This is a genomic window from Cognaticolwellia beringensis (genome assembly GCF_002076895.1).
Lineage (GTDB): Bacteria > Pseudomonadota > Gammaproteobacteria > Enterobacterales > Alteromonadaceae > Cognaticolwellia > Cognaticolwellia beringensis.
On sequence record NZ_CP020465.1, the window covers coordinates 129,152 to 155,358 of the forward strand.

Genomic DNA, 26,207 nt, shown 5'->3' on the forward strand with positions numbered 1-26,207 from the left:
TAATCACTAGAGTTTGCTGATTTTTGCTAGTTTTGTTCGGCTGCTTATAAACATTTATTAAAGCTTGAATATGTATTTTTTTAGCTAGCTAGGGATAGTAAATTAGCTTAGCTGATAAACGCTGCTCCTCGTATACGTTGAATGTTTATTGCTCAATATTGCAAAAACTGACATTAAGACGATTAAGCTACATTACTGCGTTGCTGTTAATAAATTTTAATTCGAACAAAACTTATACATGAAAGGTCAACAAAGCCTAGCAGTGTAAAATTTGCCTATATTCTACCTGATTTTATACTTACTACTAATCACTTGGTTAAATAAGCACTATTCATAAAATCTATAGGTAGTAGAAAGAACGGTTATACTGGTGAGGTTTTTGTTAATAATTGTCATTTATATCGTATTTACATAACGTTAATTTCAGCTTGTTACATACTCTAAATTGCCTATGTTGAATAAAATAATCATGCTTCAAATTTTTTTAATTTGCTGATTTTAATGCTAATGTAAGCAGTAGTCTGAAAGTCTTTTAGAACTTTTAATCATAGGTACTTAACCACTTTTTCTTATCCTCGATAGTCAAGTTATCGAGTCTTAATAAAAGTATTGAGTGTCGTTTATCACAAAGGTGAATGTCGTGCTTAAAGAATATCGCAACCACATTGCAGAACGAACTGCAGAAGGTATTGTTCCAAAACCATTAGATGCTGAACAAACAGCAGCCCTTATTGAGTTAGTGAAAGCGCCACCACCAGGTGAAGAAGCTTTTTTAATGGATCTATTAACTAATCGAGTGCCTGCTGGCGTTGATGATGCTGCTTATGTTAAAGCTGGGTTTTTAGCTGCAGTGTCTAAAGGCGAAGCAACGTCTTCAATTTTAAGTGCTGAAAAAGCGACTGAATTATTAGGCACTATGTTGGGTGGCTACAATATTCAACCTATGATTGAACTGTTAGACAACAAGACTTTAGCAGCAACAGTGGCTAAAGGTTTGTCACAGACTTTATTAATGTTTGATGCTTTTCATGATGTGCAAGAGAAAGCTGAAGCTGGTAATGCTGCTGCTAAGCAAGTGATGCAGTCTTGGGCTGATGCCGAATGGTTTACATCAAAAGAAAAAGTGGCCGACAAAATCACGGTAAAAGTATTTAAAGTTACCGGTGAAACAAATACCGATGACTTGTCACCAGCACCCGATGCTTGGTCACGTCCAGATATTCCATTACACGCTAAAGCTATGCTTAAAATCGAACGTGAAGGTATAACACCTAACGAAGATGGTGTTGTCGGTCCTATTACGCAAATTGAAACATTACAAAAAGAGGGGATTCCACTCGCTTATGTGGGTGATGTTGTGGGTACCGGTTCTTCGCGTAAGTCTGCGACTAACTCAGTATTATGGTTTATGGGTGACGATATTCCTTGTATCCCAAACAAGCGCAGTGGTGGTGTATGTTTAGGTGGAAAAATTGCCCCTATCTTCTACAACACCATGGAAGATTCTGGCGCATTGCCGATTGAATTAGACGTGCAAAAAATGAATATGGGTGATGTCATTGATATTTATCCATATGAAGGTGTTGTTAGGAATGCTGCTGGTGACGTTATCTCAGAATTCAAACTCAGCGCAGTATTGTTAGATGAAGTTCGTGCTGGCGGACGTATTCCTTTGATCATTGGACGTGGCCTGACGGGACGTGCTCGTGAAGCGTTAGGTCTTAAAGCTACAGATATATTTGCCACTGCGGTTGAGCCTACAGCCTCAACAAAAGGCTACACGCTAGCGCAGAAAATGGTCGGTAAAGCTTGTGGTGTTGAGGGGGTTCGCGCTGGTCAATACTGTGAACCTAAAATGACGACAGTAGGCTCGCAAGATACAACTGGCCCTATGACACGTGATGAGCTGAAAGACTTAGCTTGTTTAGGTTTTTCTGCTGATTTAACCATGCAGTCTTTTTGTCATACTTCTGCCTATCCAAAGCCTGTTGATGTTGTGACGCATCACACCTTACCTGACTTTATGATGAATCGTGGCGGTGTTTCGCTTCGCCCTGGCGATGGTATTATTCATTCTTGGTTAAATCGTATGCTATTACCTGATACCGTTGGTACCGGTGGTGACTCACATACGCGCTTCCCATTAGGTATTTCATTTCCTGCCGGTTCTGGTTTAGTTGCTTTTGCGGCTGCAACGGGAGTAATGCCACTGGATATGCCTGAATCAGTATTGGTGCGCTTTAAAGGTGAAATGCAGCCAGGTATTACCTTACGCGATTTAGTGCATGCTATTCCTTATTACGGCATCAAAAATGGTTTATTAACCGTTGCTAAAGCCGGTAAAGTAAACGAATTTTCAGGTCGAATATTGGAAATAGAAGGCCTTAAAGGCTTAACCGTTGAACAAATGTTTGAATTGTCTGACGCATCAGCTGAACGTTCTGCCGGTGGTTGTGCAATTAAAGTTGAAGAAGCCGCGGTGGCTGAATATCTGCAATCAAACATTGTAATGTTAAAGTGGATGATCAGCGAAGGTTATGGTGATGTGCGTACCATAACTCGCCGTATTAAAGCTATGCAAGCATGGTTAGCAAATCCATCATTAATGGAAGCTGATAGTGACGCAGAATATGCACACATTATTGAAATTGATTTAGCCGACATTAAAGAGCCAATCGTGTGTTGTCCTAATGACCCTGATGATGCAAAACTATTATCAGAAGTTGCTGGTGTTGCAGTCGATGAAGTATTTATCGGCTCATGTATGACTAATATTGGCCATTTCCGTGCTGCTGGTAAACTGATTGAGAAGTTTGGAAAAACCTTACCAACACGCTTATGGGTTGCTCCGCCAACGAAAATGGATAGAGATCAACTTACTGCTGAGGGTTACTATAGTATTTATGATAAAGCGGGCGCACGAATGGAACCACCAGGTTGTTCATTGTGTATGGGTAACCAAGCACGTGTTGAAGAAAAATCTACAGTACTATCAACCTCAACACGCAACTTCCCTAACCGTTTAGGTAATGGCGCTAACGTTTATTTAACCTCAGCAGAGTTAGCCGGTGTAGGGGCTATTTTAGGTAAACTACCTTCGGTTGAAGAGTATATGCAATATGCTTCACAAATTGATGCAACAGCGGCTGATACATACCGATACTTGAACTTTCATAAGATGGAAAGCTACACAAGTAAAGCGGATCAGGTTATTTTGCAAGTAGAAGCCTAATTAGATGTTTTCTTGTCGCTAAATGAATAAATAACGGCGTTAGAAGTGCTCACGTATACACATACGCTGCGCGCTTCTGCCTTGTTATTTCACTTTTAGCTTAAAGAAAATACCCAATGTAGACTGACTAAATAACTAAATAACTAAATAACTAAATAACTAAATAAATAACGGTGTTAGAAGTGCTCACGTATACACATACGCTGCGCAATTCTGCCTTGTTATTTCACCATTTAGCTTAAAGAAAAGACCCATTATAAAAACACCTTTTTAGGTGTTTTTTTGTAAAAATATATTTAAATCAAAGCTGATGGACTAAAGTCTGAGAGATCCCCACAAGTTTCTCAATATAAACTTTCATGAATCAGTGCCTTCATTGCACTGATTATCATCTTATCCGATATATAATACCGCTTATGTTGTAGGATCCTTAGCGCTAAATACCCATAAGATAGCACACGCTTAGTTTTCACCGAGTTTGCTTGGAATTGCCGATGATAGCCTGCTGATTCCGCTGCCTTGCCTACACAATATAGATAAAATTGAACCATCATACTTAACAGTAAAATAACCTGCAGCCTTTCTACTGAACGGCTTAAACTACGAGACAAGCCTAAGCCATAGTATTCATTTTTACAGTCTCTAAAGGATTCTTCAATGGCCATTCTTCGTTTATACATATTCACTAAATGCTGCGGTTTAAATGTATTTCTAGGTAAATTAGATACTAAGAACCAAGGCTCTTTAGCTGACTTTGAACTCTTTATATTGGTTTTACATTTTGTGGTTACGCCCTTTCGATTAAGCTTATGGCGATACATCTTTCGTCCTTTGAATAAGACACCACGACAAACAAATTGATGAGCCTTTGATAAGATTACGCCTTTGAGCTCACTTGCTATAGAGAGCGCAAGATGGTGACATTTGCTCACATAATGCCAATCGCTTTCACCTTGACGTTGGCATTTTACAGTGCCTCTTGTCCTTGCAAGCCAGTACCATTGCTGAGCCTCGATCGCTTTAAACCACGGGATTTTAAAGCCCGCATCCGTGCATATAATAGGCTGAATATCTTCAGGTAATATCTTTTTTAAATTAGCAATGAAGTTCAAGTGTACTTGGTGGTTCGTGTGTTTACTTTCAGGATGAACTTCCTCATAGATCGTAACTGCACGTCCTCCAATAGAAATGGCGGCTCTGAGCATGACGAAGTTATAGTTGTAGACGGTGGACCAGTCCACATGAATAAGTGGGTGGGGTGTCGTAATAAACAGCCGTGCAATGTCCTGGTAAAATGACTGCCTATTCTGATATAAAGGCTGACTCCCAAGCAGTCTATCGATACGTTTTATCGCGTGTTTTTCTGATTTACCCTGCAAGCTAGCAGCGTGTCTTCCCATCGAGGTTAAGGTCAATGCCGCACCATTGATGAGACTATCAGCAGCAGTAAAAAGAGATTTTGTAATTCTAGGATCTAAAGTGTTTGAATCAAAGGTGAATAAGTCTGATAATGAAGGCATAGCGCTTGTATTTGGTATATTTGTTTTTTGTGGTGATTAACATTTTACCAGATATCAAGCGCTTACTTCTTAAACTTGTGGGGATTCCTCAGACTAAAGTCCAACCTACAAGGGCAGTCACGGAAATAATGCAGCGTTAGGCTGATTTTTTGTAGGTCGGGCTTCAGCCCGTCAGCAGTTAAGCAGCTAAACATACAGACATTTAGCTTGATGGACTAAAGTCCAACCTACAAGGGCAGTCGCGGTAATAATGCAGCGTTAGGCTGATTTTTTGTAGGTCGGGCTTTAGCCCGTCAGCAGCTAAACAGACAGACATTTAGCTTGATGGATTGAAATCCAACCTACAAGGGCAGTCGCGGAAATAATGCAGCGTTAGGCTGATTTTTTGTAGGTCGGGCTTCAGCCCGTCAGCAGATAAACGGTTAAACAGACAGACATTTAGCTTGATGGATTAAAGTCCAACCTACAAGGGCAGTCACGGAAATAATGCAGCGCTAGGCTGATTTTTTTGTAGGTCGGGCTTCAGCCCGTCAGCAGCTAAACTGTTAAACAGACAGACATTTAGCTTGATGGATTAAAGTCCAACCTACAAGGGCAGTTACGGAAATAATGCAGCGTTAGGCTGATTTTTTGTAGGTCGGGCTTCAGCCCGTCAGCAGCTAAACAGACAGACATTTAGCTTGATGGATTGAAATCCAACCTACAAGGGCAGTCGCGGAAATAATGCAGCGTTAGGCTGATTTTTTGTAGGTCGGGCTTCAGCCCGTCAGCAGATAAACGGTTAAACAGACAAACATTTAGCTTGATGGACTAAAGTCCAACCTACAAGGGCTGTTGGGGTAATAATGCAGCGTTAGGTTGATTTTTTTGTAGGTCGGGCTTCAGCCCGTCAGCAGCTAAACTGTTAAACAGACAGGCATTTAGCTTGATGGACTAAAGTCCAACCTACAAGGGCAGTCACGGTAATAATGCAGCGTTAGGCTGATTTTTTGTAGGTCGGGCTTCAGCCCGTCAATGGTTAAGCAAGCGCTTAACCTGATGAGGAATCGCACCTGTATCGGTTATTCTTTTTCCAATCGGCATGTCTGCTAAAGAGCATTAAATAAAAACGCTTAAGCAATATTGTAAAATGTGTGGACATATTAGCGGATTAATCTTTACCCAATTTACTTTTAACTTTTCTCATATGCTCACGAAAGCTTTTATCGAACTTTGATTCACCACAGCTGAAAAATTGCGTTGATGAACCTTCGCTTAAACCATAAACACTTAAGTCTTGAGTCACTGAACATCTGCCATCATCACCCTTGGTTATAGCTATGCCTGAACCCATGTTTTTAGTGTTTTTTTCTCGCTCTTTCTCTACATCTTTCATGGGGAAAGAATGTGGAACCGACGTTGAGTTGGTGTTAAACACTGAAGGTGGTTGATAGCTTTGATAAGGATTATCTGTATTTTGAACCGAATTTTTATTAAGTGTACTGCGCAGCTTTTGTAATTGCGTGAAGCTATCTAATTTTCTATTTGTAGGATTGGGTAAGGGTTTCGGCTCAGTGGTTTTATTGTTCGTTTCAGGTAATTCGATAGCTTCTATTACCGCTAAGCCAGTTAGAGGTGAATCATCAAGAGCGTTTTTTGTTATTTCAGGCGTTAGGTTCTTTTGTGTTGGTTTACTATTAAGCTCAGTTTGTTCATTAGAAGTGGCTTCAATTGGCGGTTCTTTTTCTAACAATTTTTTATTAGCTGAGCTTGTATCAGTTTTGGCTACATTTGGCGGGTAATATATAAAGCTTTTTATGGGGATTATTTTAGTCGTTGATTTTACTATTTTTGGTTTGTTTGCTTGTGCCATCAGCATTAAAAAAAGAATTATGCCATGAATAATCAGGGAAAATAGAATGGCGGAGTAAGTTCCTTTTCGCACAACGATATCAATATCAGATAAATATAAGGTAAGTTATAGACACGATAGCGCAATCTAAGTTCAATTGATATTCTCCTCAGTTTCTCACTTTATTTATAATAGCCTGTAGTTCACCGTTGTCAGATAGGTCTTTTACGGCTTGTGATAACTGCGTTATTTCATTGGCTAATACGGATTTTTTTGACACGGCAATATAAGATCCTACTGTTTTATCATAAGCGAACTTCGCTATTTTAATTCTGGTGTTGTATATCTCCTGATCAACCCAAGGTGTGATAGTTTCTTCGCGCTCAAGAAAGGTGTCAATACGTCCTTTTAACAGCATATCAACGAGTTGTTTGTAGTTAGTTAATGGAATTTTAGTGAGTTGAGGATCTTGGTCAAACTGATCAAAATATGATGCTCCTCTTAAAACGCCAATGTTCAAAGAATGCAAGTCTTCATAACTCTTTAACTCGATTTTATTGTCGGCATGGATATAGAATTGTAACGGTAGTTTTTGCATTTTTATGGGCGGTTCAAGGTACTTGAGAAACTGTTTTCTTGTTTCTGTTTTCCTTATCGCAATCATCATGTCGGCCTGGCCATTTTGTAATAGAGCAAAACAGCGGGCAGGAGGACAATAGACAAAACTTACTTTTTTATTTAATTTGGCTGCCAGTGCATTAGCGATATCAATGTTTTCACCAATGAATATACCGTCAACAATATTGGAGAATGGTGGTTCAATATGCATAGCAAAAACAATAGTATTTAGCGGTTGGGCTGTGATTTTAAATGACATAAAAAATAAAAAAAACAGGTAACCCAAACTAGCGCGAACGAGCAACGGTATTTGTTTAATTAAGTCTATTTTTACTATTAAAAAGTTATTGCCAATATTTGTGATAAATCATTTCCTTATTTACCAAGACTAAAACACTATTTTATTTCATTAACCTTAGTTATTTCGTGTTAAAAACTAGGGTTTTGCTACAATTAAGTGGCGATATCTATTATAACAACGTCCTTAGTAAATATAGTAGATTTTCATTATTAGATGATGGTTTTTTAGGCTAGCTTTTTTGCTTTCAATCAGATTTTAAGTACTGCTGCGAACGCTGAGTGAAATTAATCAACTTGGTATTAGCTAACAAAATACCAAACGGGTTATATAATTGAGTCTAAGCGATGCAGTTATTTAATCGCATGGGTAAAATAGGTTTTTCGGAAAATTTTCAGCATGAGGTATATATGGAATATCAATTTATAGATGATCCAATCACAGGCGGCGCTATCGCTAAATTCTCACTTGATCATGAAGTTATTGGTCCGTGGTTAGAAGTTGAAGTTGGCACTGATACAGAAAAACTCGCACAATTATTGTCAGCTATGGCAGATATTGAAGCGGAGAAAAAGTTAGAAGTTACCATAACAGGTAATGAATACACGGTAGTTTTTAATCGTGGCGATGTAACAGTACAAACCAATGCGAGTATGGACGGGCTTGAGATATTGCCAGATTCATTAATTGAAGAAGATATAGATTTTGATCAACAGGACTCGTCATCTTGTGGGCGTGAAGATTTTCGAGAAATACTATTGTCTTGGGCAAAGTTCGTCAATAAAAAGTAGTCATTCACAAGACCAATATCTTATTAATTACTTGATGAATTTTGGATTACGCTTTTGTTTGTATTATGCCTTTATTTGAATTGCTGACGCTTGAATTTTATCGAAAAATCATGATACTAAGGCTTCCACTTGTAATCTATGGTAAGTAAATGACTGTAAAAATTTCTCCGTGTAAATTGTTTCAAATGTGCTCAATTGTTGTGCTATTTATTGCTGTTAATGTGTCGTTCACCGTGCAGGCACAATTAACACCCTGGCAAAGAATAGATATAGCTAAAAAGGCGTCGTTGCGTGGCAGTGCAGTGTATCAAAATTCACTTTGGATCACCGGCAGTGAAAATACGGTTTATGTTAGCCAAGACGCGGGTAAAACTTGGCTAGATCGCTCGGTAGTTGCAGATAATAATACCGACTTTCGTGATATCGCATTATTCGATAATAACACCGCTATTGTAATGGGTGTTGGAGAAGGCGAGCAATCTGTTTTATATAAAACAATAGACGCAGGCATAACTTGGCAATTACTACTACAGAATGAAGATGCTAAGGGCTTTTATGATTCCATCGCCTTTTGGGATAATACCATGGGTTTATTATTGGGCGATCCCGTTGACGGTTTCTATGTTATTAAAAAGACCGAAGACGCGGGCAAAACATGGCGAAGAATCGCGCGGTTAAAACTACCTAAAATATTACCCAAAGAAGCCGCTTTTGCCGCTAGTGGTAATACGCTTATTACGGGTGAAAATGGTCAAGCTTGGTTAACTACGGGTGGCTTTTCAGCTTCGGTTTATTACAGCAGTGATTGGGGAGAAAGTTGGCAAAGACAAAGTGTACCACTTTTTCAACAAACACAAACCGCAGGCGGTTATGCATTAGCTTTGAACAATCAACAGCAGGTTTTTGTGCTAGGTGGAGATTATCTACAGAGACCCGCAAGTTACGCCAATATTGCCACTTTTGTAGCTAAGCAATGGCGGCCAATTGATGCGGGGCAACGGGGTTTACTTACCGCAATGAGCTGTAGCGATAATATCTGTATTGCCAGTGGTAAAACTGGCAGTGATATTTCTACTGATGGCGGTCAACATTGGCAAGCGTTTGACGATACATCTGCCGATAAAGACGACCAGGGTTTTTATACCATAGCTAGTGGTAATGGATTGTTTTTAGCTGCCGGAGCACAAGGAAAAGTCGCCATCTATCGCACTAGTCATTGAGAGTAGCTGAAAACCCTTTAACTTTATGCTTAACTTTATGCTTAGCTTTATTCTAAAATAGGCTATGAAATGGGTTATATTTATCTTGAGAAAACTTTACCAGCCGATGGTGCTAAGCCAGCTTATAATTTCTGTTGTTAAGGTGTTTTTAGGGTAGTAACCGGTAACTTGATTGCTTAATTGCTTTTGTCGGTAATAAACTTTCAATGCTCTTTTAGCGGCATTTTTTCTTATATTTGCATTCGCAATGACTAATCGATGATCGCGCTTTAAATATAAATCAAGTATGGGATAATCTGTTGCTGCCAATTGCTGCGCTATTTTATCGCTTGCTGGTATTGTCGGCATATAGCTACTGAGCATAACAAATGCAGCGGGTGCACCCACTAACGCTTGTTGATAAATATCGAGCAATACTGCGCTATGATTACCTTCTGCAACAACAATAATGACGCCAGGATAACTTTTAGCTTTCTCAATGAGCGCTAGCATAATATCGGCTAATTTTTTGCCATAGCTTGTTAAAGTTTCGATATCTTCCGTGCTGCGTTCTTGCACCATTAATGCTTGTGATGGGTAGTTTTCTGGTTTACTCGGAGGGTGTAAGGTAATGGTTGTCCAGCCATGCTGTGGCATATTCTTACGTAGCTGATTTAGTGCGTTAGGTGTTGCTATACTTTGTTGCCAATCAGGAATTAACAGCAGAGTACCTTTGTTAATTGCCGTGGTGTGTGCATTAACCGCCGTCAGATAATTTTCAGAATCAACAACTATTGAACTGATTTTCTCTTGCGATAAGTAGTGTTTAATATCTTGTTGTTGCTGTTCAAACGAATTAACAGGTGGGTTGATGATGACGTGGTGTTGATGTTCATCTTCTGCTTCCGTGCCTTTTATGGACTCAACTTCAGTGTTTTCAACCTCAACCTCAGGTTCTGTGCTTTTAGTCGCTTCTGATCCCTTTTTAGTCGTGTTCTCAGTTTTCTCTACTGTTTTTAGTGGCTCTTGTACTTCTTGAAAAGGGTCAAAGGCCAATGATTGAGAGCTATTAACCAGTAGGATCGATGTCGCTAATATAATGAAACTAAATAATGGTTTTATTTTCAAACGCATAAAGTAACTTTCCTCTGACAGATAATTGATTAACAGGGTGGCGCTACCAAACGCGTACTGTCTATAGTATCGACGTAAGCGAAATTTTCTTTAATTAACCTCAGTAACTTTTGGTGTTAATCAAAGGGGCAGGCTTTTGTAAATGTTAATGTTTGCGCAGAAACTGGATGCGTTATTTGTAGCATTTTGGCATGTAATTGCAAGCGATTACTCATTGTTAATGCTTGCTCGTGGGCATAAAGTCGATCGCCAAGTATTGGATGACCAAGAGAAAGCATATGGACCCGTAATTGGTGAGAGCGTCCTGTTACCGGTGTCAATTCAACTAATGTCGTTATTTTTTTATCGTTGTTTTCGCGATAACTTAAAACCTTGTAATGGGTTAGTGCGGCTTTGCCATTTTCATGATCTACTTTTTGCTTTGGCCTATTTGGCCAGTCACAAATTAACGGTTGTTCAACAGAGCCCTGAGCTTTTTCAATTTTACCAAAGACCCGAGCAATGTAACTTTTTTGCGTTAAGCGCTTTTCAAATTGACGGCTAATTGCAACATGGGCAGGTTTATTCAGTGCCATTAAAATAATGCCAGATGTTGCCATATCTAAGCGATGAACCACGGTTGCCGTAGGCAGCACTTTTAGCACTCTATTTTGTAAACAGTCTTGATGTTCAGGCAAGCGACCGGGTACCGTCAATAGCCCGCTAGGTTTATTGAGGACAACCATATCGTTATCTTGATAAACAATATCAAGGTAAGGACTCATTGGAGGCTGATAAATAAAATCAGGGTTAGCACCCATTTTAAGGTATTCCTTTTGAGCTTGCGTGAAACAAAAAGGCTACACAATATGCGTAGCCTTACTATCTTTTGTCATCAGTCGTTAGTGCGACATAGCCTAGTTGCTGACAACAATTAACCGCACAGCTTCAAACTGAATTTGTGCTTTTTCAATATATTCAGCTAAGGCATTTTTTTGCATCAAAATAAAGTCAATTTCTTGCTGACGCACACTTGGGTTTATTGCTTTTAGCGCCGTTAAACGTTGATGTTCTTCATCCATGGCTACTTGCATACCAGCAAGCGCTTTTGCTTGGATAGAAGAAATTTGCGCATCGGCATGTGCTTCTGCTTTGGCAACTAACGGAGCCACTTGGCTTCTTAATGCTTTAACTAATTGCAGTGCCACTTGTTTTTTCACCGGTGACAGTTGTTGATCTAATACTGTTTCGCTAACTTTATCGGCAAGGTTGTTACCATTTTTATCAACTAATATGCGAATAGGTGTAGTAGGCAAGTAACGGCCCAGTTGCAAATTGCTCGGAGCAATAGCTTCTAAGGTGAAAATACACTCTAAGAAAAATGTACCAGCTGGCAGTGCCGGGTTTTTCAATAGGCCAATACTTGAGTTACCTATTTCATCAGACAGGACAAGGTCCATAGCACCACGTACCATAGGATGATCCCAGGTAATAAGTTGGTAGTTTTCAACTGCTAGTGCGGTATGACGGTTAAAAGTAATCGTTGTACCGTCTTCAGGTAAGCAAGGGAAGTTAGTACACAACATATGCTCAGAAGGTTGCAGAGCAATGGCATTATCGGCTTTATCATCTTGTTGAATGCCAAAAACATCCAATAACTGAAACATAAATTGTGGTAAATGAATTTGTTGATCTAACTTTTCAATTTTTTCAACTAAGGCATGTGCTTTACCTTGGCCCGAAGAGTGCAACTCAAGCAATTTATCTCGGCCTGATTCAAGGTCTTGTTTGATCGTTAAATGTTTCTCATGACTTTGCTTGATCAACGTTTCCGCTTCATTAGAATCCCAACTGGCGCTAAGTGCTAAATCAAACAATTTTTCACCAAAGGCGTTAAAAACTGCATGGCCAGTAATACACGTATGCTCAAATGCGTTTAACGCTTTTTTATACCATTTAAACAGTAAACTTTGCGCAGAGTCTTCAAAATAAGGCACGTGAATACGAATAGTCTCTGTCTGACCAATACGGTCTAAACGACCGATACGTTGTTCTAGTAAATCTGGATTACGTGGTAAATCAAACAAGACTAAATGATGGGCAAATTGGAAGTTACGTCCTTCACTACCAATTTCAGAACACAATAGCACTTGAGCGCTATCTTCATCTTGAGCAAAGTAGGCGGCGGCACGGTCACGTTCAAAAATGCTTAAGCCTTCATGGAATACTGCAGCACGCATACCTTCTTTAACTCGCAACGCAGTTTCTAAGTCGATAGCTGTTTGCGCATTTGCACAAATAACTAAGACTTTTTCTTTCTTCAATGATTGTAAAAGCTCAATTAAATAATCGACACGTGGGTCAATATCATACCAATCTTCATGGCTGTCTAAGCTGAACAATGTTTCTGGTGTAAAAATAAGTTTTGCTTGTGCTTGTGATTTTAAATCTTCAGCAGTGCCTGACAATAATAGTTCATTGATAGCGTCTTGATAAGCTTCTGGCATTGCCATTGGCGCTGCATGTAATTCACGACCTGGAAAACCTTTTATGGTGTTACGGCTGTTACGAAACAATATACGACCTGTGCCATGACGGTCTAAAAGTTGATCCAGAATATGCTGGCGAGCATTTTTTTGCTCTGACTTTTCAGGATGATTTATTGCCGCAATATGTGCGCTGACATCGGCTTCGTGTAACAACGTGGTTAAGGTGGTTATTTGTTCGCTAGCAAGTGGTTCATCAGTGATCAGCGTATTGGCTGCATCCGCAACTTCAGTATAATGTTGTTCTTCTTCTGTAAACTTTTGATAGTCGAAGAAGCGATCAGGATCAAGTAAGCGTAAGCGCGCAAAGTGACCTTCATGACCTAATTGATCAGGTGTTGCGGTTAACAATAAAACCCCAGGTATGGTTTGCGCTAATTGCTCAATACATTGATATTCAATGCTGGCATTATCTTGCTGCCAACTTAAATGGTGCGCCTCGTCGACAACCATCAGGTCCCATTCTTCATCAATCATCGCTTCATACCAGCGAGGATTTTTGGTAATAAAGCCAAGATTAACTAGCACCAGTTGTTCTTGGCTAAATGGATTTTCATCATCGCCGTTATCTGAGGTCTCTTCACAGCGACTTTCATCAAAAATACTAAACGGCAGATTAAAACGACGTAACATTTCAACCAACCATTGGTGCATTAATGACTCTGGTACAATAATTAGCACACGTTTAGCACGGCCTGTTACTAATTGTTGATGAATAATTAAGCCAGCTTCAATGGTTTTACCTAAACCCACTTCATCAGCTAACAAAACCCGAGGTGCAAAGCGACTACCCACTTCTTCAGCAATATATAATTGGTGTGGGATCAAGCTAACACGGCCGCCGCTTAGGCCTGTTAAATCTGATTGTTGTTGGCTAAATTGATGATGTAAACAGTCTTTTCTTAAACGAAACCAATCAAGGCGATCAATTTGTCCGTTAAGGAGGCGATCGTGAGGTTTATTAAATTTAATGAAATGATCAATCATCATTTCTTTTAATGAACAAGCTTCGCCCGTGTCTTGTCTAACACCAAAGTAAGTTAATAAATTATTATTTTCTTCGAATGATTCAACGGTAAGCGACCAACCTTCATGGCTTGGAATATTATCGCCAGCATTAAAAATAACTCGGGTTAAAGGTGCATTATCTATGGCATATTGTCTTGCATCCCCTGTAGCCGTAAATACGATAGTAACAAAACGACCTTCGACAGCGGTAACGGTACCTAGTCCTTGATCTGACTCACTATCACTAATCCAGCGTTGTCCAGGGTAAAATGACATAAAAAAAAACTCCAACTCAATAACTCGCGTAAAAATACACGTCAAAAAAAGGGCGCTATAGTATCGTTAATCATAGAAGTGATCATTAAATAAATCAGTAAAAGCATACTTTTTTTATTTAAAATTAATCGAATTTAATTTTGTTTTAAGTCATAGCGCATTCCCAGCACAATAATAGTCCTTGATACTTAAGGCTTAATCAGTAAAAAGCTGCTTGCTTGCGGGGAAATAAACTGTAGAGTGGTTATAAGCTTGATGGTACAAGCTGTTTATATTGTTGTAAAAGCAATTATATAAATGAATGATTATTAAATTATTTTGGTTAGATGAGTTATCAACTTTTTGTGGTTTCTGGCAGCTGTTTCTAACAAACAACGCTGTGGAGCCTTCAACTTGTGAAAGGATTTTCATATGACAGTAAATAAAATTATTTATGTTTTAGATACCAATATATTATTACACGAACCCTTCGCCTTCCTCTCTTTCAAAGAACATGATGTTGTCGTACCGATGACGGTATTAGAAGAATTAGATTCTATTAAAGATCGCAACAAAGATGTGAGCCGTGATGCGCGAGTTGCCATCAGAGCGCTTGAAGATACTTTAGTTAATGCATCACCAGAGCAAGTGCTTTCTGGTGTTAAATTACCGCAAAATGATGAGCTACACCCGAGCGGATGTTTATCCATTTTTAACGATTATGCCTTAGACGAAAGCAAGGTAAAGTTGTCGTTTAATGAAAATGATAATCGCATTATTAGTACGGCTATTTATTTACAAGCACAAAACCCAAAAAACAAAGTGGTGCTGGTGACAAAAGATATTAACATGCGCTTAAAGGCAAAAGGTGCAGGACTTGCTTTTGTTGAAGACTACCGTACTGATCAGCTGATTGATGATATTCAATTTTTAACCAAAGGTTATCACCAATTTACGGGTGATTTCTGGCAGCACGTAAAAGAATGCGAAAGTGAAACCCAAGGTCGTAATACCACCCACTACATTAAACGCGATTTATTGCCCAACAGTTATATCAATGAATACCTTATTGATGAAGGTGAACATTTTGCGGGTAAAATTACCGGCGGGGACGATGAAAAGTTATCAATAGTCGATTTAAGTCGTGAACGCTTAATGGCAAAGCAAGCATGGGGCATTCATCCAAAAAACATTTATCAAGGTATGGCGATGGATGCTTTGCTTGATCCAACCATTGATTTAGTTATTCTCACCGGACCGGCAGGATGTGGTAAAACATTGCTTGCGTTGGCTACAGCGTTAGAACAAGTTATTGAACGCGGGCTATACGATAAAATTATTGTCACGCGCAGCACCCCTGAAATAGCAGAATCAATAGGGTTTTTACCCGGTACGGAAGAAGAAAAAATGGCACCTTGGTTAGCCGCCATAACCGACTCGTTAGAAGTGTTGCACAAGCAGGACGAAAATATGAATGGCAGCCTGGATTATATTATGGACAAAGCGAATATTCAGTTTAAGTCAGTTAACTTTATGCGTGGTCGGAGCATACAAAATGCGCTGGTGTTACTTGATGAATGCCAGAACTTAACGGCTTCACAGTTGAAAACCATTATTACTCGCTGTGGCGAAGGTACAAAAATAGTTTGTTCAGGTAACTTAGCGCAAATTGATAGTAACTATTTAACCGCAGTCACCTCTGGCTTAACTTACATCGTTGAGCGTTTTAAAGACTTTCCAGGCAGTAGTAATATCAATTTAAATGGCGTGGTACGTAGTCGTTTAGCGTCTTTTGCGGAAGAAAATTTATAAGTCGCTAGGTCACGGTGATATCAGTCAATGTTAATGATATCGCCGTTAATCTTTTCAATGCTGTTCTCAACGGCTACTTTGATTTAATATTAAGTCATAAAGTTAACGATAAATTGTTGATGAGTGAGCCATCAGCGCACTTTAGGTTTATTTAATTATCAGGGCTTCTTAGTGTTAGCAGAAAATTCAAAAGAACAACTTTTTCAACGCTACAATAAATCGGTAATTATGGTCTTTACAAGCATTATGCTATTGACCTTCATTATTACGCTTTATAGTTATTATCTTGCCCGTGACGCCCACCTTAACGATAAGTTAACGGAAATGAGTCGGTATAGTACCCAGCTAAACAATAAGCTGACGAGTACTGTTGAAACACTGACGGGTATTCGTGATTTAGCTGAATATTATTTACGTTTCCCGGCAGAATTAACCAGCAAAGCTCCCTCACTGCGACAAGAAGGTAAATATTTTTATCAGAATAAAAATCGCCAGAATCTAACTACAAATAATCGCATCATGAGTGGGAATATCACAGGCGTTGGCCGCATCGACGCTTTTACTCAATCATTTGTGCATGAGTTAATAATGGCAAATGCATTAACACCAGCATTTGTTACTGCGCAGGAGTCGATTAAAGAAGCTAACTGGTTGTATTACATTTCAGTGCGACGCTTTGTTAATTTATATCCTTGGGTACCTAGAAATATTTGGCAATATAGTGATCAAAGCTTAACTAATGGATTAATGCTAAAGATTAAAGGCTCAAAGCTTAAGGATGAAAAATTTTGGTCCCAGCCTTATGTTGATTCTGCCGGTAAAGGTTTAAATGCTGCTTTGGGCATGGGCGTTTATTTAGATAATGAGATAAAAGGGGCGGTGGTAATTGATATTAATACGGCGGGCTTTTATAACTATTTGCCTAATATAAGCGATAAAGATCATGGCTATATTATTGTTGATAAGCATAGTCATGTTTTATTGCATAAAAATATCGCTAATTTAACGCTAAATGCAAATACCGCTTTTAGTGATGCTGCGCCGTTACAATTAAACCAATTTAGTTATCAAACGCTATTAAACCTGCCGGCAAGTGCTGAAATTGGTGACTGGGTGGTGCAACGAAAGCAACTGCCAGTTAATAATTGGATACTACTTGAGTATCATCGAAAAAATAGTTTTTATGCGGTAATTAATCAGCGCTTTATCTCGATATTAGTTGGGGTTTTTTTCGGTTTGTTAAGTTTATTAGTGGTGATTTATTACGTGACACATCGCTCATTCATTGCGCCATCAAAAAAATTCATTAGTCATATTGAATATTGTTCAGCGGGTGATCCGGGTAAAATACAACCATCTGATGAGTGGCGACATTGGTTTAAAATCGTTGAAGACTTGTTTGGCGATAATCGTAGCTTAATGCAGCGTTTAAAAGATCAAAACAATGAGTTAGATTTAAGGGTGAAAGAAAAAACCCAAGCATTATTATATAAAAGTGAGCAACATCAGCGTGACTATGCCTTACTGCGTTCAGTGATGGATGCTATTCCAGATTATATTCTATTTAATGATCAACAAGGTCTTTTAATTGGTTGTAATAAAGCGGTTGAACAACTTGTATCACAAAAAGAAGCTGATATTTTAGGTGGCAAAATTAATGACTTTATTGCGACGGATATCGGCGAAGTCGTCGCTCAGAGAATTGTTGAAAATCAACGAGGTAATGCAACTACGACCTATCATCAAACCGTTTCAACTGAGCAGAATACCTATGAAATTTATCAAGCGCCGTTTTATGGTGAACTGAATGAGTCACTCGGTAGTATTATTTTAATTCGTGATGTTACGCAGCAATTCGAGATTAACCAAGCCCTGCAGCGAGCTAAAAATCAAGCCGAAGAAGCCAATCAAATTAAAAGCCAATTTTTAGCGAATATGAGTCATGAAATTCGCACGCCCATTAATGCCATTCAAGGTATGTTTTTTCTGTTACAACAAAGTAGCCTGAATAAAATCCAGGAACAATATTTGGGGAATGCACAAACAGCTTCGAATACATTGCTATATTTAGTCAATGAATTACTGGATTCAGCAAAAGTAGAATCTGGCAATATGTATGTACATAAAGAGCAGATAGAACTGGAAAGCATTGTATCGCAGGCACTTAATTTAAATATTGCAGCACTCGTTGGTAAAGATTTAAGTTTAAATGTCGCCATTGATAGCCAAGTACCTTTATATATTCATACTGACACAATGCGCTTAGTACAAGTGTTGAGTAATTTACTCAATAATGCGATTAAATTTACTGAGCGGGGTAAAGTTGAACTTACCGTGTCATTATCTTGCGCAGCTAATGATCTTAATCAAGCTAATAATAACGAGATTTTATTTAAAGTTAAAGACTCGGGTATAGGCATAGAGAAATCAAAACAAGTAGACTTATTTGAAGCATTTAAACAAGTGGATGAGTCTATGACCCGAGTTTATGGCGGTACTGGACTTGGGCTATCAATATGCCAACATATTGCGCAATTACTGGGGGGGGAAATTACCATAGAGAGTGCTTTAGACCAAGGCGCTGAATTTACCTTAGCTTTACCTTTAGACATACCTTTGGAGTTACCGGATAATGAAGCTGACGATAGCCATTATTCTGAGCGACTTTTATCTAAGTTTACAGCGCAATTATCGACAACTGCTGTGTTTAATTCAGCGGTAAATATACCCGATAAATTACGAGAAAACTTTACCGATATTGCCCAGCCCATTATTGATATTTCAAGCTTTACTGCGCTAGCAACTGTTACTGATAAAACCTCTAAAATATTATTTGTTAATAGTAATCAGTACCCGCAAGGCTTTACAGAGATTGAGTTGGCTATGATAAAGCAAGAAGTTACTGTGCTTGCGTTATGCCAGCCAAGAACAAGTATTATCGCAACTCAACTACTTGAACAACTAAGCCGATACCGGATTAATTATTTGTTACTTGAAATGCCATTGTATCGAGATGTTATTGCTAAGTTGGCTAATGAGCTTAAGCGAGTACCAGCAAGCGTTACATTAATCAATGATAACGTTACAACTGAGACGCTTGAGGTTGCTGTCGTTCGGCCTGAAATAATGCCCAGTCTCTCAGGACTAAAAATATTGTTAGTTGAGGACAATCTGGTTAATCAATTAGTCGCAATTAAACTATTAGAATCTATGCAGGCGTATGTGGTTGTTGCGCAAAATGGCCAAGAAGCGTTAGAGAAGTTACCACAAGAAAATTTTGACATTATTCTAATGGATATTCAAATGCCGGTCATGGATGGACTAACAGCAACCGAACATATTCGTGCACAACAGCAATATAACCAATTACCGATTATCGCCATGACAGCGCATGCGCGTGAAGAAGACAAGCAGCAATGTATAGCGGCCGGCATGAACTTACATATTGCTAAGCCTATTAGCTTGACTGTACTACGCGATAGTATTTTGTCGCAAGTGAGCAATACGCAGGATTAATTTAGGCTATTGCTATTGGTCTCAGCGCTAGGCTCAGCAAAAAATGCCTCTGCATAGTAACGGCCATTGCGAATCGCAAACTCAGAATCGGCTGTTAACTCGCCAACCCGCATCAGGGCAGGGCCCGTTGGCTCGGCTAGAATATACGCTAAACCATCAACTGTAATGGTAAGTTCGTTACCTTTGCTTGGAATATTAATGGCGAGTAAAGCATGATTATCGATAAAAACTAACATCATTTTCATTCGTGGCATTAGCGCCCTATAAATCGCGGCGGTGAGTGTGACTTTACTGTCGCAATCACCTTGGTTTTGAAATAGTGTTTGCAGTGGAGGATTAAAGCCAGCGCCTGTAGAAGTGGTTCTTGATTCTAAAGTTGAATAAGGAATGCTTTGCACAAAGCCGAGGACATAATCGCCGACCTCTCTAACATTTTGACTGGAAACTTTGTTTAAAATAAGCGCCTTTAGTACAGAAAAATCAGCAACGGAAGTTTGTGCAAATCGAACATGATCAGGCTTAATAGATACATTATTATCATAAGAGACAAATTGGGTGTAAAAATTACGGGCTAAATGTTCACTCATGAAGCCTTGTTTAAGCTTAGTTATGGTTTTATAGGCTTGGTCAAGGGTATTTTGGTTATCACTTTTTAGCTCAATTTGTAAATTATCGCCAGTCCCTATAAATTTTGTTTGTACATTGTCGATTGGGTTCTGGCTGAGCTTTTGTCTGATTTTTTGATCGACGTATTTTTTTGCATGCGGGGCGCTGTAGCCTTTAAAGTTTCTAAAACGATCAAATATAATGACTTTATTAATAGCAAAGCTCAATGATTGTGTTTGTTGAGCTTGGTCTAGCCATTGGTAATTGAATTGAACATATTCATCTGTGATTTTTTTACTAAAATCAAGCTGCTCCGCCCAGGCATAGCTTGGCAAACCTAATATTAAAAATACAACAATTCCAATAAATCTCACCACTGACCTTTATCCTGAGCAGTTAATTAATCAACTTGGTATAAAGCTTACTTTAATTTTTGCTGGCAAGCTAATTTCTCACTTTAGCTTTACTTTTACTGTGTTTCATATATATTCAAACAAGCGTTTTAATTAATTGTTTAAATTACCTGTTCGGAGAATGTAATGGCTGATTATCAAGTGCCTTTGAAAGATATGAATTTTTTGTTATATGACGTATTTAATGCCGATAAATTATGGCAGTCATTACCAACGTTAGCTGAACGGGTAGACCGAGATACCGCTGAAGCTATTTTGCAAGGTTGTGCAAAAATAGCGGAACAAGAAATAGCGCCATTATCACGAAATGGTGATGAAACAGGTGTTACCTTTGATGCCGGTAACGTAACCACAGCACCCGGTTATAAAGAAGCCTTTAAAACTTATGCTGAAGGTGGCTGGACGTCATTGGGCGGAGACCCTGACTTTGGCGGCATGGGTATGCCTAAAATGTTAACGGCATTTCATGAAGAAATGTTATGTTCGGCTGATATTTCATTCTCACTTTATCCAGGCTTAACCGCTGGCGCAGGCTTGTCGTTAGCGAAGCATGGTAGTGAAGCGTTAAAGACCCGTTATTTAACGCGCATGTATGCTGGCGATTGGGCTGCAAGCATGTGTTTAACTGAAGCTCATGCTGGTACAGACTTAGGTATGATCAGAACGAAAGCGGTTCCACAAGCTGATGACAGTTATTTAGTCTCGGGTACAAAAATATTTATCACTGCTGGTGAACATGACCTCACAGAAAATATTGTCCATTTAGTATTAGCTAAATTACCCGATGCCCCTGATGGTCCGCGCGGAATTTCATTATTTTTAGTGCCTAAGTTTCATGTTAATGATGATGAAACTATTGGTGAGCAAAATAACGTAAGTTGTGGCTCTATCGAACATAAAATGGGTATTCATGCTTCTGCGACCTGTGTGATGAATTTTGATGGTGCTAAAGGTTATTTAGTCGGTGAGCTGAATAAAGGCTTGGCTTGTATGTTCACTATGATGAATTTTGAACGCATTGGTGTTGGTATCCAAGGCTTAGGTGCAGCAGAACGCTCTTATCAAAACGCTTTAGAATATGCCAAAGACAGAATTCAAGGACGTTCATTGTCTGGTGTTAAATCGCCTGATGCGCAAGCTGATTCATTACTCGTACATGGTGATGTTCGTCGTATGTTATTAAACATGAAAGCATTGAATGAAGGTTCACGTGCGCTTTCAACTTATGTTGCTATGCAATTAGATATTGCGACATACGGTACCGGTGAAGAACAAGCGAAAGCAGACCAACTTGTTGCCTTGATGACACCGATTGCTAAAGCGTTTTTCACCGATCTTGGCTTTGAAAGTACGGTTGCTGGACAGCAAGTTTTTGGCGGTCATGGTTACGTGAGAGAGTGGGGACAAGAGCAGTTGGTGCGAGATACCCGTATTTCACAAATTTATGAAGGTACTAACGGTATTCAAGCCATGGATTTGTTAGCGCGCAAAGTTGCTGGTAGTAAAGGCAAACTCGTGCTGGTGTTTCTTGAAGAAGTGCGTGCTTACATTCAAGAAAGTAAAAACGAAGCTATGCAAGAGTTTATTCAACCGCTGGCGAATGCCACCGATGAACTTGCTGACTTAACCGAACACTTATTATTAGCGGCGCAAACCTCTCCAGAAGAGCTTGGTTGCGCAGCGAATGACTATTTACATGTCTTTGGTTATACCGCAATGGCGTTTGTATGGGCTAAAATGGCGGAAGTATCGCTTGCTGCGAATGATGATAAAAGTTTCCACGAAAGTAAAGTGCGCACAGCTCGTTACTACTTTTCAAGATTGTTACCACGTTGTCAGTCATTAATCACCTCAGCGAAATCTGGTCAGAGTGCGTTGTTTGATATAGACGAGGAGCTTTTTTAAGCTATTCGCTTAAATGCTCAACAAAAAGCCAATTCATTAATTTTGAATTGGCTTTTTTAATATTTGGCATGGGGTTTTATAAAACTATTATAAGTTTACTTAATGGTTAAACCCATATTATTGGCTTTATGTAAGGCAATTACATTATGTTACTTTGTTAGCTACAAAATCATACTTCTTTGTAGTTTTAATACATCTATAATCCGCCCGACGGACTTACCCGTTAAGTTATGGAATAGATTATGTTTGGTTTAAGTGCAGGTGTCATTGCTGAAAATAGTACCAGAAAAGTACTATTAATCGAAGATGACCGTATGGTGTCTAATTTAATTAAATCATTTTTGGAGAAATCTAACTTTATCGTTAAGCAGGTTTTTCGTGGTGATTTAGCAAGGCATGCGATTATTGAACATAAACCAGACTTAGTGATTTTAGATATTGGCTTGCCTGATTTAGATGGCTTTCAAGTTTGTCATGAATTACGAGAAATATATGATGAACCTATCATCGTATTAACCGCCCGAAAAACTGATGCAGATGAAATTAATGCTTTTCATTTTGGTGCTGATGACTTCATTAGCAAACCTGTTTCACCTCGAGTGCTGAAAGTACGAGTTGAGGCGATGCTGCGCCGGAAGCCGATGAAAGAAGAACGTCCCTTGCATGTGATTAAGTCAGGAAATATAGCCTTATATCCACAAGCGCATAAATGTGAAATTGATGGAAACACCATTCGGTTAAGTTCTTTTGAATTTCTATTACTGGCTTTTTTAATCCAAAATGCTGGGCAGGTGATGACGCGTGAGGTTATTTATACTTCTTTACTGAATCGTAAATACAATGGTGCTGAACGTACAGTCGATGTGCGGATTTCCAAGTTACGCGAAAAATTAGTCAAAGAGGGAATGGCACGAGTCAGCATTGATACTGTTTGGGGTAAAGGCTACACATTAAGTGAAACAGCAGCGTAATTGCATTTAGCAGTAGTTTTATTGTCTGGATTAGATATAGCTATAGGGCTGAAAACTTCCCTAGCACGTTAACATGACTACTCTTCTTTATTGGCTTAATATCCAAATATAGCCTGAGAGTGCTAAATAGATTCATTGTTTATTATTAGTATTTATAATGGCTTAAAGCGTAAGTGCAATAATATAAAATGAACATTGATCCCACATTGATCCCACATTGATTTGCAAATGGTCGCTGTAATTAAATTCCTTATTCCTCGTAAATTGACCTTGAATGTAAGCTAAACCGGAGACTCAAAGCGTGATAATTAAATGTCCTTTGAGAAAAATTAAGCGTTAAATTAGTTACTTTTTAGCAGTCAAAAGATAGAATACGTCTATTGCTCTTTGAAAACCTTAAACCTGCTGGCAGCAACTAATGCGTAAAATTATATTTTTTAAACTCACCCAACAAAAGCAAAAATTAGTGCGTATTTTGAGCGTTTTACTCGTCATGTTGTTAGCAGCATGCAGCAGTAAAGAGGAACCGGTCGTGGTTGCTATACCGGTTTGCGATTTCGAATATTCTCGCTATCAAGCAACCGTTACAGGCTATTGCCAAGAGCCTGTCGCCGATCTCCCCAAATCATTAAATGTGATTAATAAAAGTATAACGATTAAACCGTTAAACGAAATTTCTGAGATATTTTGGTTTAACAAAAAAATGAAATACTCGTTAATAAAACAAGAGGCTATTGCACCACTCATTTTTATTATTGCGGGTACCGGTGCGAGTTTTGAGAGTGCAAAAATGGTCAGCCTGCAAAAAAGTTTTTTTCAACAGGGTTATCATGTCATTTCACTGTCATCGCCGACGTTTGCTAATTTTATTGTAAACTCTCCAAACACCCAATTCATGCCTGGCGATTTAGCTCATGACGCAGAAGATTTATATAAGGTCATGAATTTAGTTTGGGCGCAAGTTCAAACACAAGACGATGTAAAGGCTTCGTCATTTTCACTTACTGGTTATAGTTTGGGGGGCGCGCACTCAGCATTTATCGCACTTCTGGATGAAGAGAAGCAAGCGTTTAATTTTGAAAAGGTACTCCTAATTAACCCGCCGGTGAGTTTATATAATTCTGTCAGTATTTTAGATGAATATTTTGACCTGCGTAACAATCGACAAGCCGCTGTGGCGATGTTTGATGAAATATTCTTACGCTTTTCAAATATTTACTCAGAGCAAAGATCTTCAAAGTTTGATCAAGGATCAATATACAATTTATTTAAAAATGCAGAGTTAACCGAAGCTGAATTTAAGCTGCTCATTGGTGCTTCATTTAGAATGTCGTCATCAGATATGATATATGCCATCGATGTTAGCTTTAATACAGGTGCAATTTCATATAAAGACCACACCATAGACAAATTTGAGAGTTTGACCCATTCAATGCAGCGAGCCAGTGATATTACGTTTGGTGACTATTTTGACCGCGCTATGCTTCCTAGAGCTCAGCGCGAAGATGCTAATATTACTAAGGCGGATTTGATCCAACGTTACAGCTTGCATGCCATTGAAGATTATTTAAAAAATTCAGAAAAAATATACTTAGTGACCAATCAAGACGATATTATTTTACAGGCAGGTGAGGTGGAATATTTACAGGAAATTTTCGCCGAACGAGCAAAAATTTTTCCTCGTGGTGGACATTGTGGCAATCTAGATAGATTAAGTTTTGTTGAGCATTTACATGCTACTTTCCAAGGAAGGGGTATTTAATGCCAGTGTTCTCAAATCAGCAAACTAATTTTATAGCATTATTATTTTGTACCTTATTGGTAGCATGCTCCTCAACACCAATATTAGAAGAGAAGGCTATAGCACCAAAAATTGCCTTGCCAGATAATCATGAAGAGTTGGGAATTATGACTGCTTATGACGATCCTTGGGAAGGGTTTAATCGTCGTATGTATTATTTTAATGCTAAAGCCGATGTCTATGTTTTATTACCGATAGTTGATGCCTATAAGAAAATAACCCCTGATGTTGTTGAGACAGGCTTGAGTAATTTTTTTAATAATTTGGGTGAAATATCGACTTTTATAAACTCCTTATTGCAGTTTAAGTTATCAGTAGCCGGTGAAACCTTTGGCCGCTTTCTTGTTAATTCTACTGTAGGTCTAGCAGGAGTAATCGACGTTGCAACACCTGTAGGTTTTGTTGAGCAAGATGAGGACTTTGGCCAAACCCTTGGTCATTGGGGGGTAGGTTCAGGACCCTATCTAGTGTTACCTTTGTTGGGACCCTCTTCACTTCGTGACGCGACAGGTTTAGCCTTTGATGCATTAGCTGATCAACAGTCCTTGGATGTGCTAGGCATGAAATCTGAAGAGGAACTTTATCTTTCACTCGTTAACAGTATTGATGCTAGAGCCAGATTACCTTTTCGATATTACGCTTCGGGTTCAGCATTCGAATATGAGTACCTGAAATTACTTTATAATAAGTATCGTGAAATTCAGATTGCTCGTTAACTTATGGGGACTCGTCAGTGGTGAAGACATTAATTTATTTGCTATTGACCAAGCTT

The 26,207-nt window shown here is 38.8% G+C and carries 16 protein-coding genes; 9 read left to right on the forward strand and 7 right to left on the reverse strand.

Features of this window, described 5'->3' with window-relative positions; all coding sequences use genetic code 11:
• The first annotated feature begins 640 nt into the window (after positions 1-640).
• Positions 641-3,232, forward strand: coding sequence for a bifunctional aconitate hydratase 2/2-methylisocitrate dehydratase (acnB, locus tag B5D82_RS00545; protein ID WP_081148366.1), 2,592 nt, complete (start codon positions 641-643; stop codon positions 3,230-3,232).
• A gap of 344 nt (positions 3,233-3,576) precedes the next feature.
• Here acnB and B5D82_RS00550 read toward each other — a convergent pair whose 3' ends face one another.
• From B5D82_RS00550 to B5D82_RS00560, 3 genes are all read right to left on the reverse strand, one after another.
• Positions 3,577-4,752 carry an IS4 family transposase gene (locus tag B5D82_RS00550; RefSeq protein WP_081148330.1) on the reverse strand — a complete coding sequence of 392 codons (1,176 nt, stop codon included), beginning with the start codon at positions 4,750-4,752 and terminating at the stop codon, positions 3,577-3,579.
• Between the two features lie 1,150 nt (positions 4,753-5,902).
• Entirely contained in the window at positions 5,903-6,676 is a 774-nt protein-coding gene (locus tag B5D82_RS00555) for a hypothetical protein (RefSeq protein WP_157673814.1), read from the reverse strand.
• Between the two features lie 76 nt (positions 6,677-6,752).
• Entirely contained in the window at positions 6,753-7,460 is a 708-nt protein-coding gene (locus B5D82_RS00560) for a substrate-binding periplasmic protein (RefSeq protein ID WP_157673815.1), read from the reverse strand.
• 386 nt (positions 7,461-7,846) lie between these two features.
• Here B5D82_RS00560 and B5D82_RS00565 point away from each other — a divergent pair, with 386 nt between their 5' ends.
• Both B5D82_RS00565 and B5D82_RS00570 read left to right on the forward strand, forming a co-directional pair.
• Positions 7,847-8,290: a YacL family protein gene (locus B5D82_RS00565; protein WP_245807532.1), complete on the forward strand. Its 444-nt coding sequence runs from the start codon at positions 7,847-7,849 to the stop codon at positions 8,288-8,290.
• Between the two features lie 149 nt (positions 8,291-8,439).
• Positions 8,440-9,510 (forward strand): WD40/YVTN/BNR-like repeat-containing protein, encoded by a 1,071-nt coding sequence (locus B5D82_RS00570; protein ID WP_081148372.1) that lies wholly within the window; start codon positions 8,440-8,442, stop codon positions 9,508-9,510.
• A 96-nt stretch (positions 9,511-9,606) separates the two neighbouring features.
• Here B5D82_RS00570 and B5D82_RS00575 read toward each other — a convergent pair whose 3' ends face one another.
• The 3 genes from B5D82_RS00575 to rapA form a co-directional block, all read right to left on the reverse strand.
• Entirely contained in the window at positions 9,607-10,623 is a 1,017-nt protein-coding gene (locus B5D82_RS00575; protein WP_081148374.1) for a DUF3530 family protein, read from the reverse strand.
• A 116-nt stretch (positions 10,624-10,739) separates the two neighbouring features.
• Positions 10,740-11,423 (reverse strand): bifunctional tRNA pseudouridine(32) synthase/23S rRNA pseudouridine(746) synthase RluA, encoded by a 684-nt coding sequence (gene rluA, locus B5D82_RS00580; protein ID WP_081148376.1) that lies wholly within the window; start codon positions 11,421-11,423, stop codon positions 10,740-10,742.
• Positions 11,424-11,519: 96 nt separating this feature from the next.
• On the reverse strand, positions 11,520-14,432 hold the full coding sequence (gene rapA / locus B5D82_RS00585) for an RNA polymerase-associated protein RapA (protein ID WP_081148378.1): 2,913 nt from the start codon (positions 14,430-14,432) through the stop codon (positions 11,520-11,522).
• Positions 14,433-14,843: 411 nt separating this feature from the next.
• Between rapA and B5D82_RS00590 the strand changes: the two genes are divergently transcribed.
• Together B5D82_RS00590 and B5D82_RS00595 are read left to right on the forward strand one after the other, a co-directional pair.
• Positions 14,844-16,223, forward strand: a complete 1,380-nt coding sequence (locus B5D82_RS00590) for a PhoH family protein (RefSeq protein WP_081148379.1) — start codon at positions 14,844-14,846, stop codon at positions 16,221-16,223.
• Between the two features lie 171 nt (positions 16,224-16,394).
• Positions 16,395-19,739, forward strand: coding sequence for an ATP-binding protein (locus B5D82_RS00595; protein ID WP_157673816.1), 3,345 nt, complete (start codon positions 16,395-16,397; stop codon positions 19,737-19,739).
• On the opposite strand, the gene B5D82_RS00600 is transcribed toward B5D82_RS00595, so the two are convergent.
• Positions 19,736-20,719, reverse strand: coding sequence for a hypothetical protein (locus tag B5D82_RS00600; RefSeq protein ID WP_157673817.1), 984 nt, complete (start codon positions 20,717-20,719; stop codon positions 19,736-19,738). The genes B5D82_RS00595 and B5D82_RS00600 overlap by 4 nt on opposite strands.
• Positions 20,720-20,884: 165 nt before the next feature.
• Between B5D82_RS00600 and B5D82_RS00605 the strand changes: the two genes are divergently transcribed.
• The 4 genes from B5D82_RS00605 (at position 20,885) to B5D82_RS00620 (ending at position 26,151) form a co-directional block, all read left to right on the forward strand.
• Positions 20,885-22,663 (forward strand): acyl-CoA dehydrogenase C-terminal domain-containing protein, encoded by a 1,779-nt coding sequence (locus B5D82_RS00605; RefSeq protein WP_081148383.1) that lies wholly within the window; start codon positions 20,885-20,887, stop codon positions 22,661-22,663.
• Between the two features lie 242 nt (positions 22,664-22,905).
• Complete coding sequence (locus tag B5D82_RS00610; RefSeq protein WP_081148385.1) at positions 22,906-23,634, forward strand: response regulator transcription factor; 729 nt, start codon at positions 22,906-22,908, stop codon at positions 23,632-23,634.
• A 418-nt stretch (positions 23,635-24,052) separates the two neighbouring features.
• On the forward strand, positions 24,053-25,396 hold the full coding sequence (locus B5D82_RS00615; RefSeq protein WP_081148387.1) for a hypothetical protein: 1,344 nt from the start codon (positions 24,053-24,055) through the stop codon (positions 25,394-25,396).
• Positions 25,396-26,151: an MlaA family lipoprotein gene (locus B5D82_RS00620; protein WP_081148388.1), complete on the forward strand. Its 756-nt coding sequence runs from the start codon at positions 25,396-25,398 to the stop codon at positions 26,149-26,151. Before B5D82_RS00615 ends, B5D82_RS00620 begins: the two co-directional genes overlap by 1 nt.
• Positions 26,152-26,207: the final 56 nt, after the last annotated feature.

Excerpts from the sequence above, each read along its gene's own strand:
- B5D82_RS00550 (WP_081148330.1), bottom strand. The coding sequence starts at position 4,752 with ATGCCTTCATTATCAGACTTATTCACCTTTGATTCAAACACTTTAGAT.
- B5D82_RS00560 (WP_157673815.1), bottom strand. The coding sequence starts at position 7,460 with ATGTCATTTAAAATCACAGCCCAACCGCTAAATACTATTGTTTTTGCT.
- B5D82_RS00565 (WP_245807532.1), top strand. The coding sequence starts at position 7,847 with ATGCAGTTATTTAATCGCATGGGTAAAATAGGTTTTTCGGAAAATTTT.
- B5D82_RS00570 (WP_081148372.1), top strand. The coding sequence starts at position 8,440 with ATGACTGTAAAAATTTCTCCGTGTAAATTGTTTCAAATGTGCTCAATT.
- B5D82_RS00575 (WP_081148374.1), bottom strand. The coding sequence starts at position 10,623 with ATGCGTTTGAAAATAAAACCATTATTTAGTTTCATTATATTAGCGACA.
- rluA (WP_081148376.1), bottom strand. The coding sequence starts at position 11,423 with ATGGGTGCTAACCCTGATTTTATTTATCAGCCTCCAATGAGTCCTTAC.
- rapA (WP_081148378.1), bottom strand. The coding sequence starts at position 14,432 with ATGTCATTTTACCCTGGACAACGCTGGATTAGTGATAGTGAGTCAGAT.
- B5D82_RS00590 (WP_081148379.1), top strand. The coding sequence starts at position 14,844 with ATGACAGTAAATAAAATTATTTATGTTTTAGATACCAATATATTATTA.
- B5D82_RS00605 (WP_081148383.1), top strand. The coding sequence starts at position 20,885 with ATGGCTGATTATCAAGTGCCTTTGAAAGATATGAATTTTTTGTTATAT.
- B5D82_RS00610 (WP_081148385.1), top strand. The coding sequence starts at position 22,906 with ATGTTTGGTTTAAGTGCAGGTGTCATTGCTGAAAATAGTACCAGAAAA.
- B5D82_RS00615 (WP_081148387.1), top strand. The coding sequence starts at position 24,053 with ATGCGTAAAATTATATTTTTTAAACTCACCCAACAAAAGCAAAAATTA.
- B5D82_RS00620 (WP_081148388.1), top strand. The coding sequence starts at position 25,396 with ATGCCAGTGTTCTCAAATCAGCAAACTAATTTTATAGCATTATTATTT.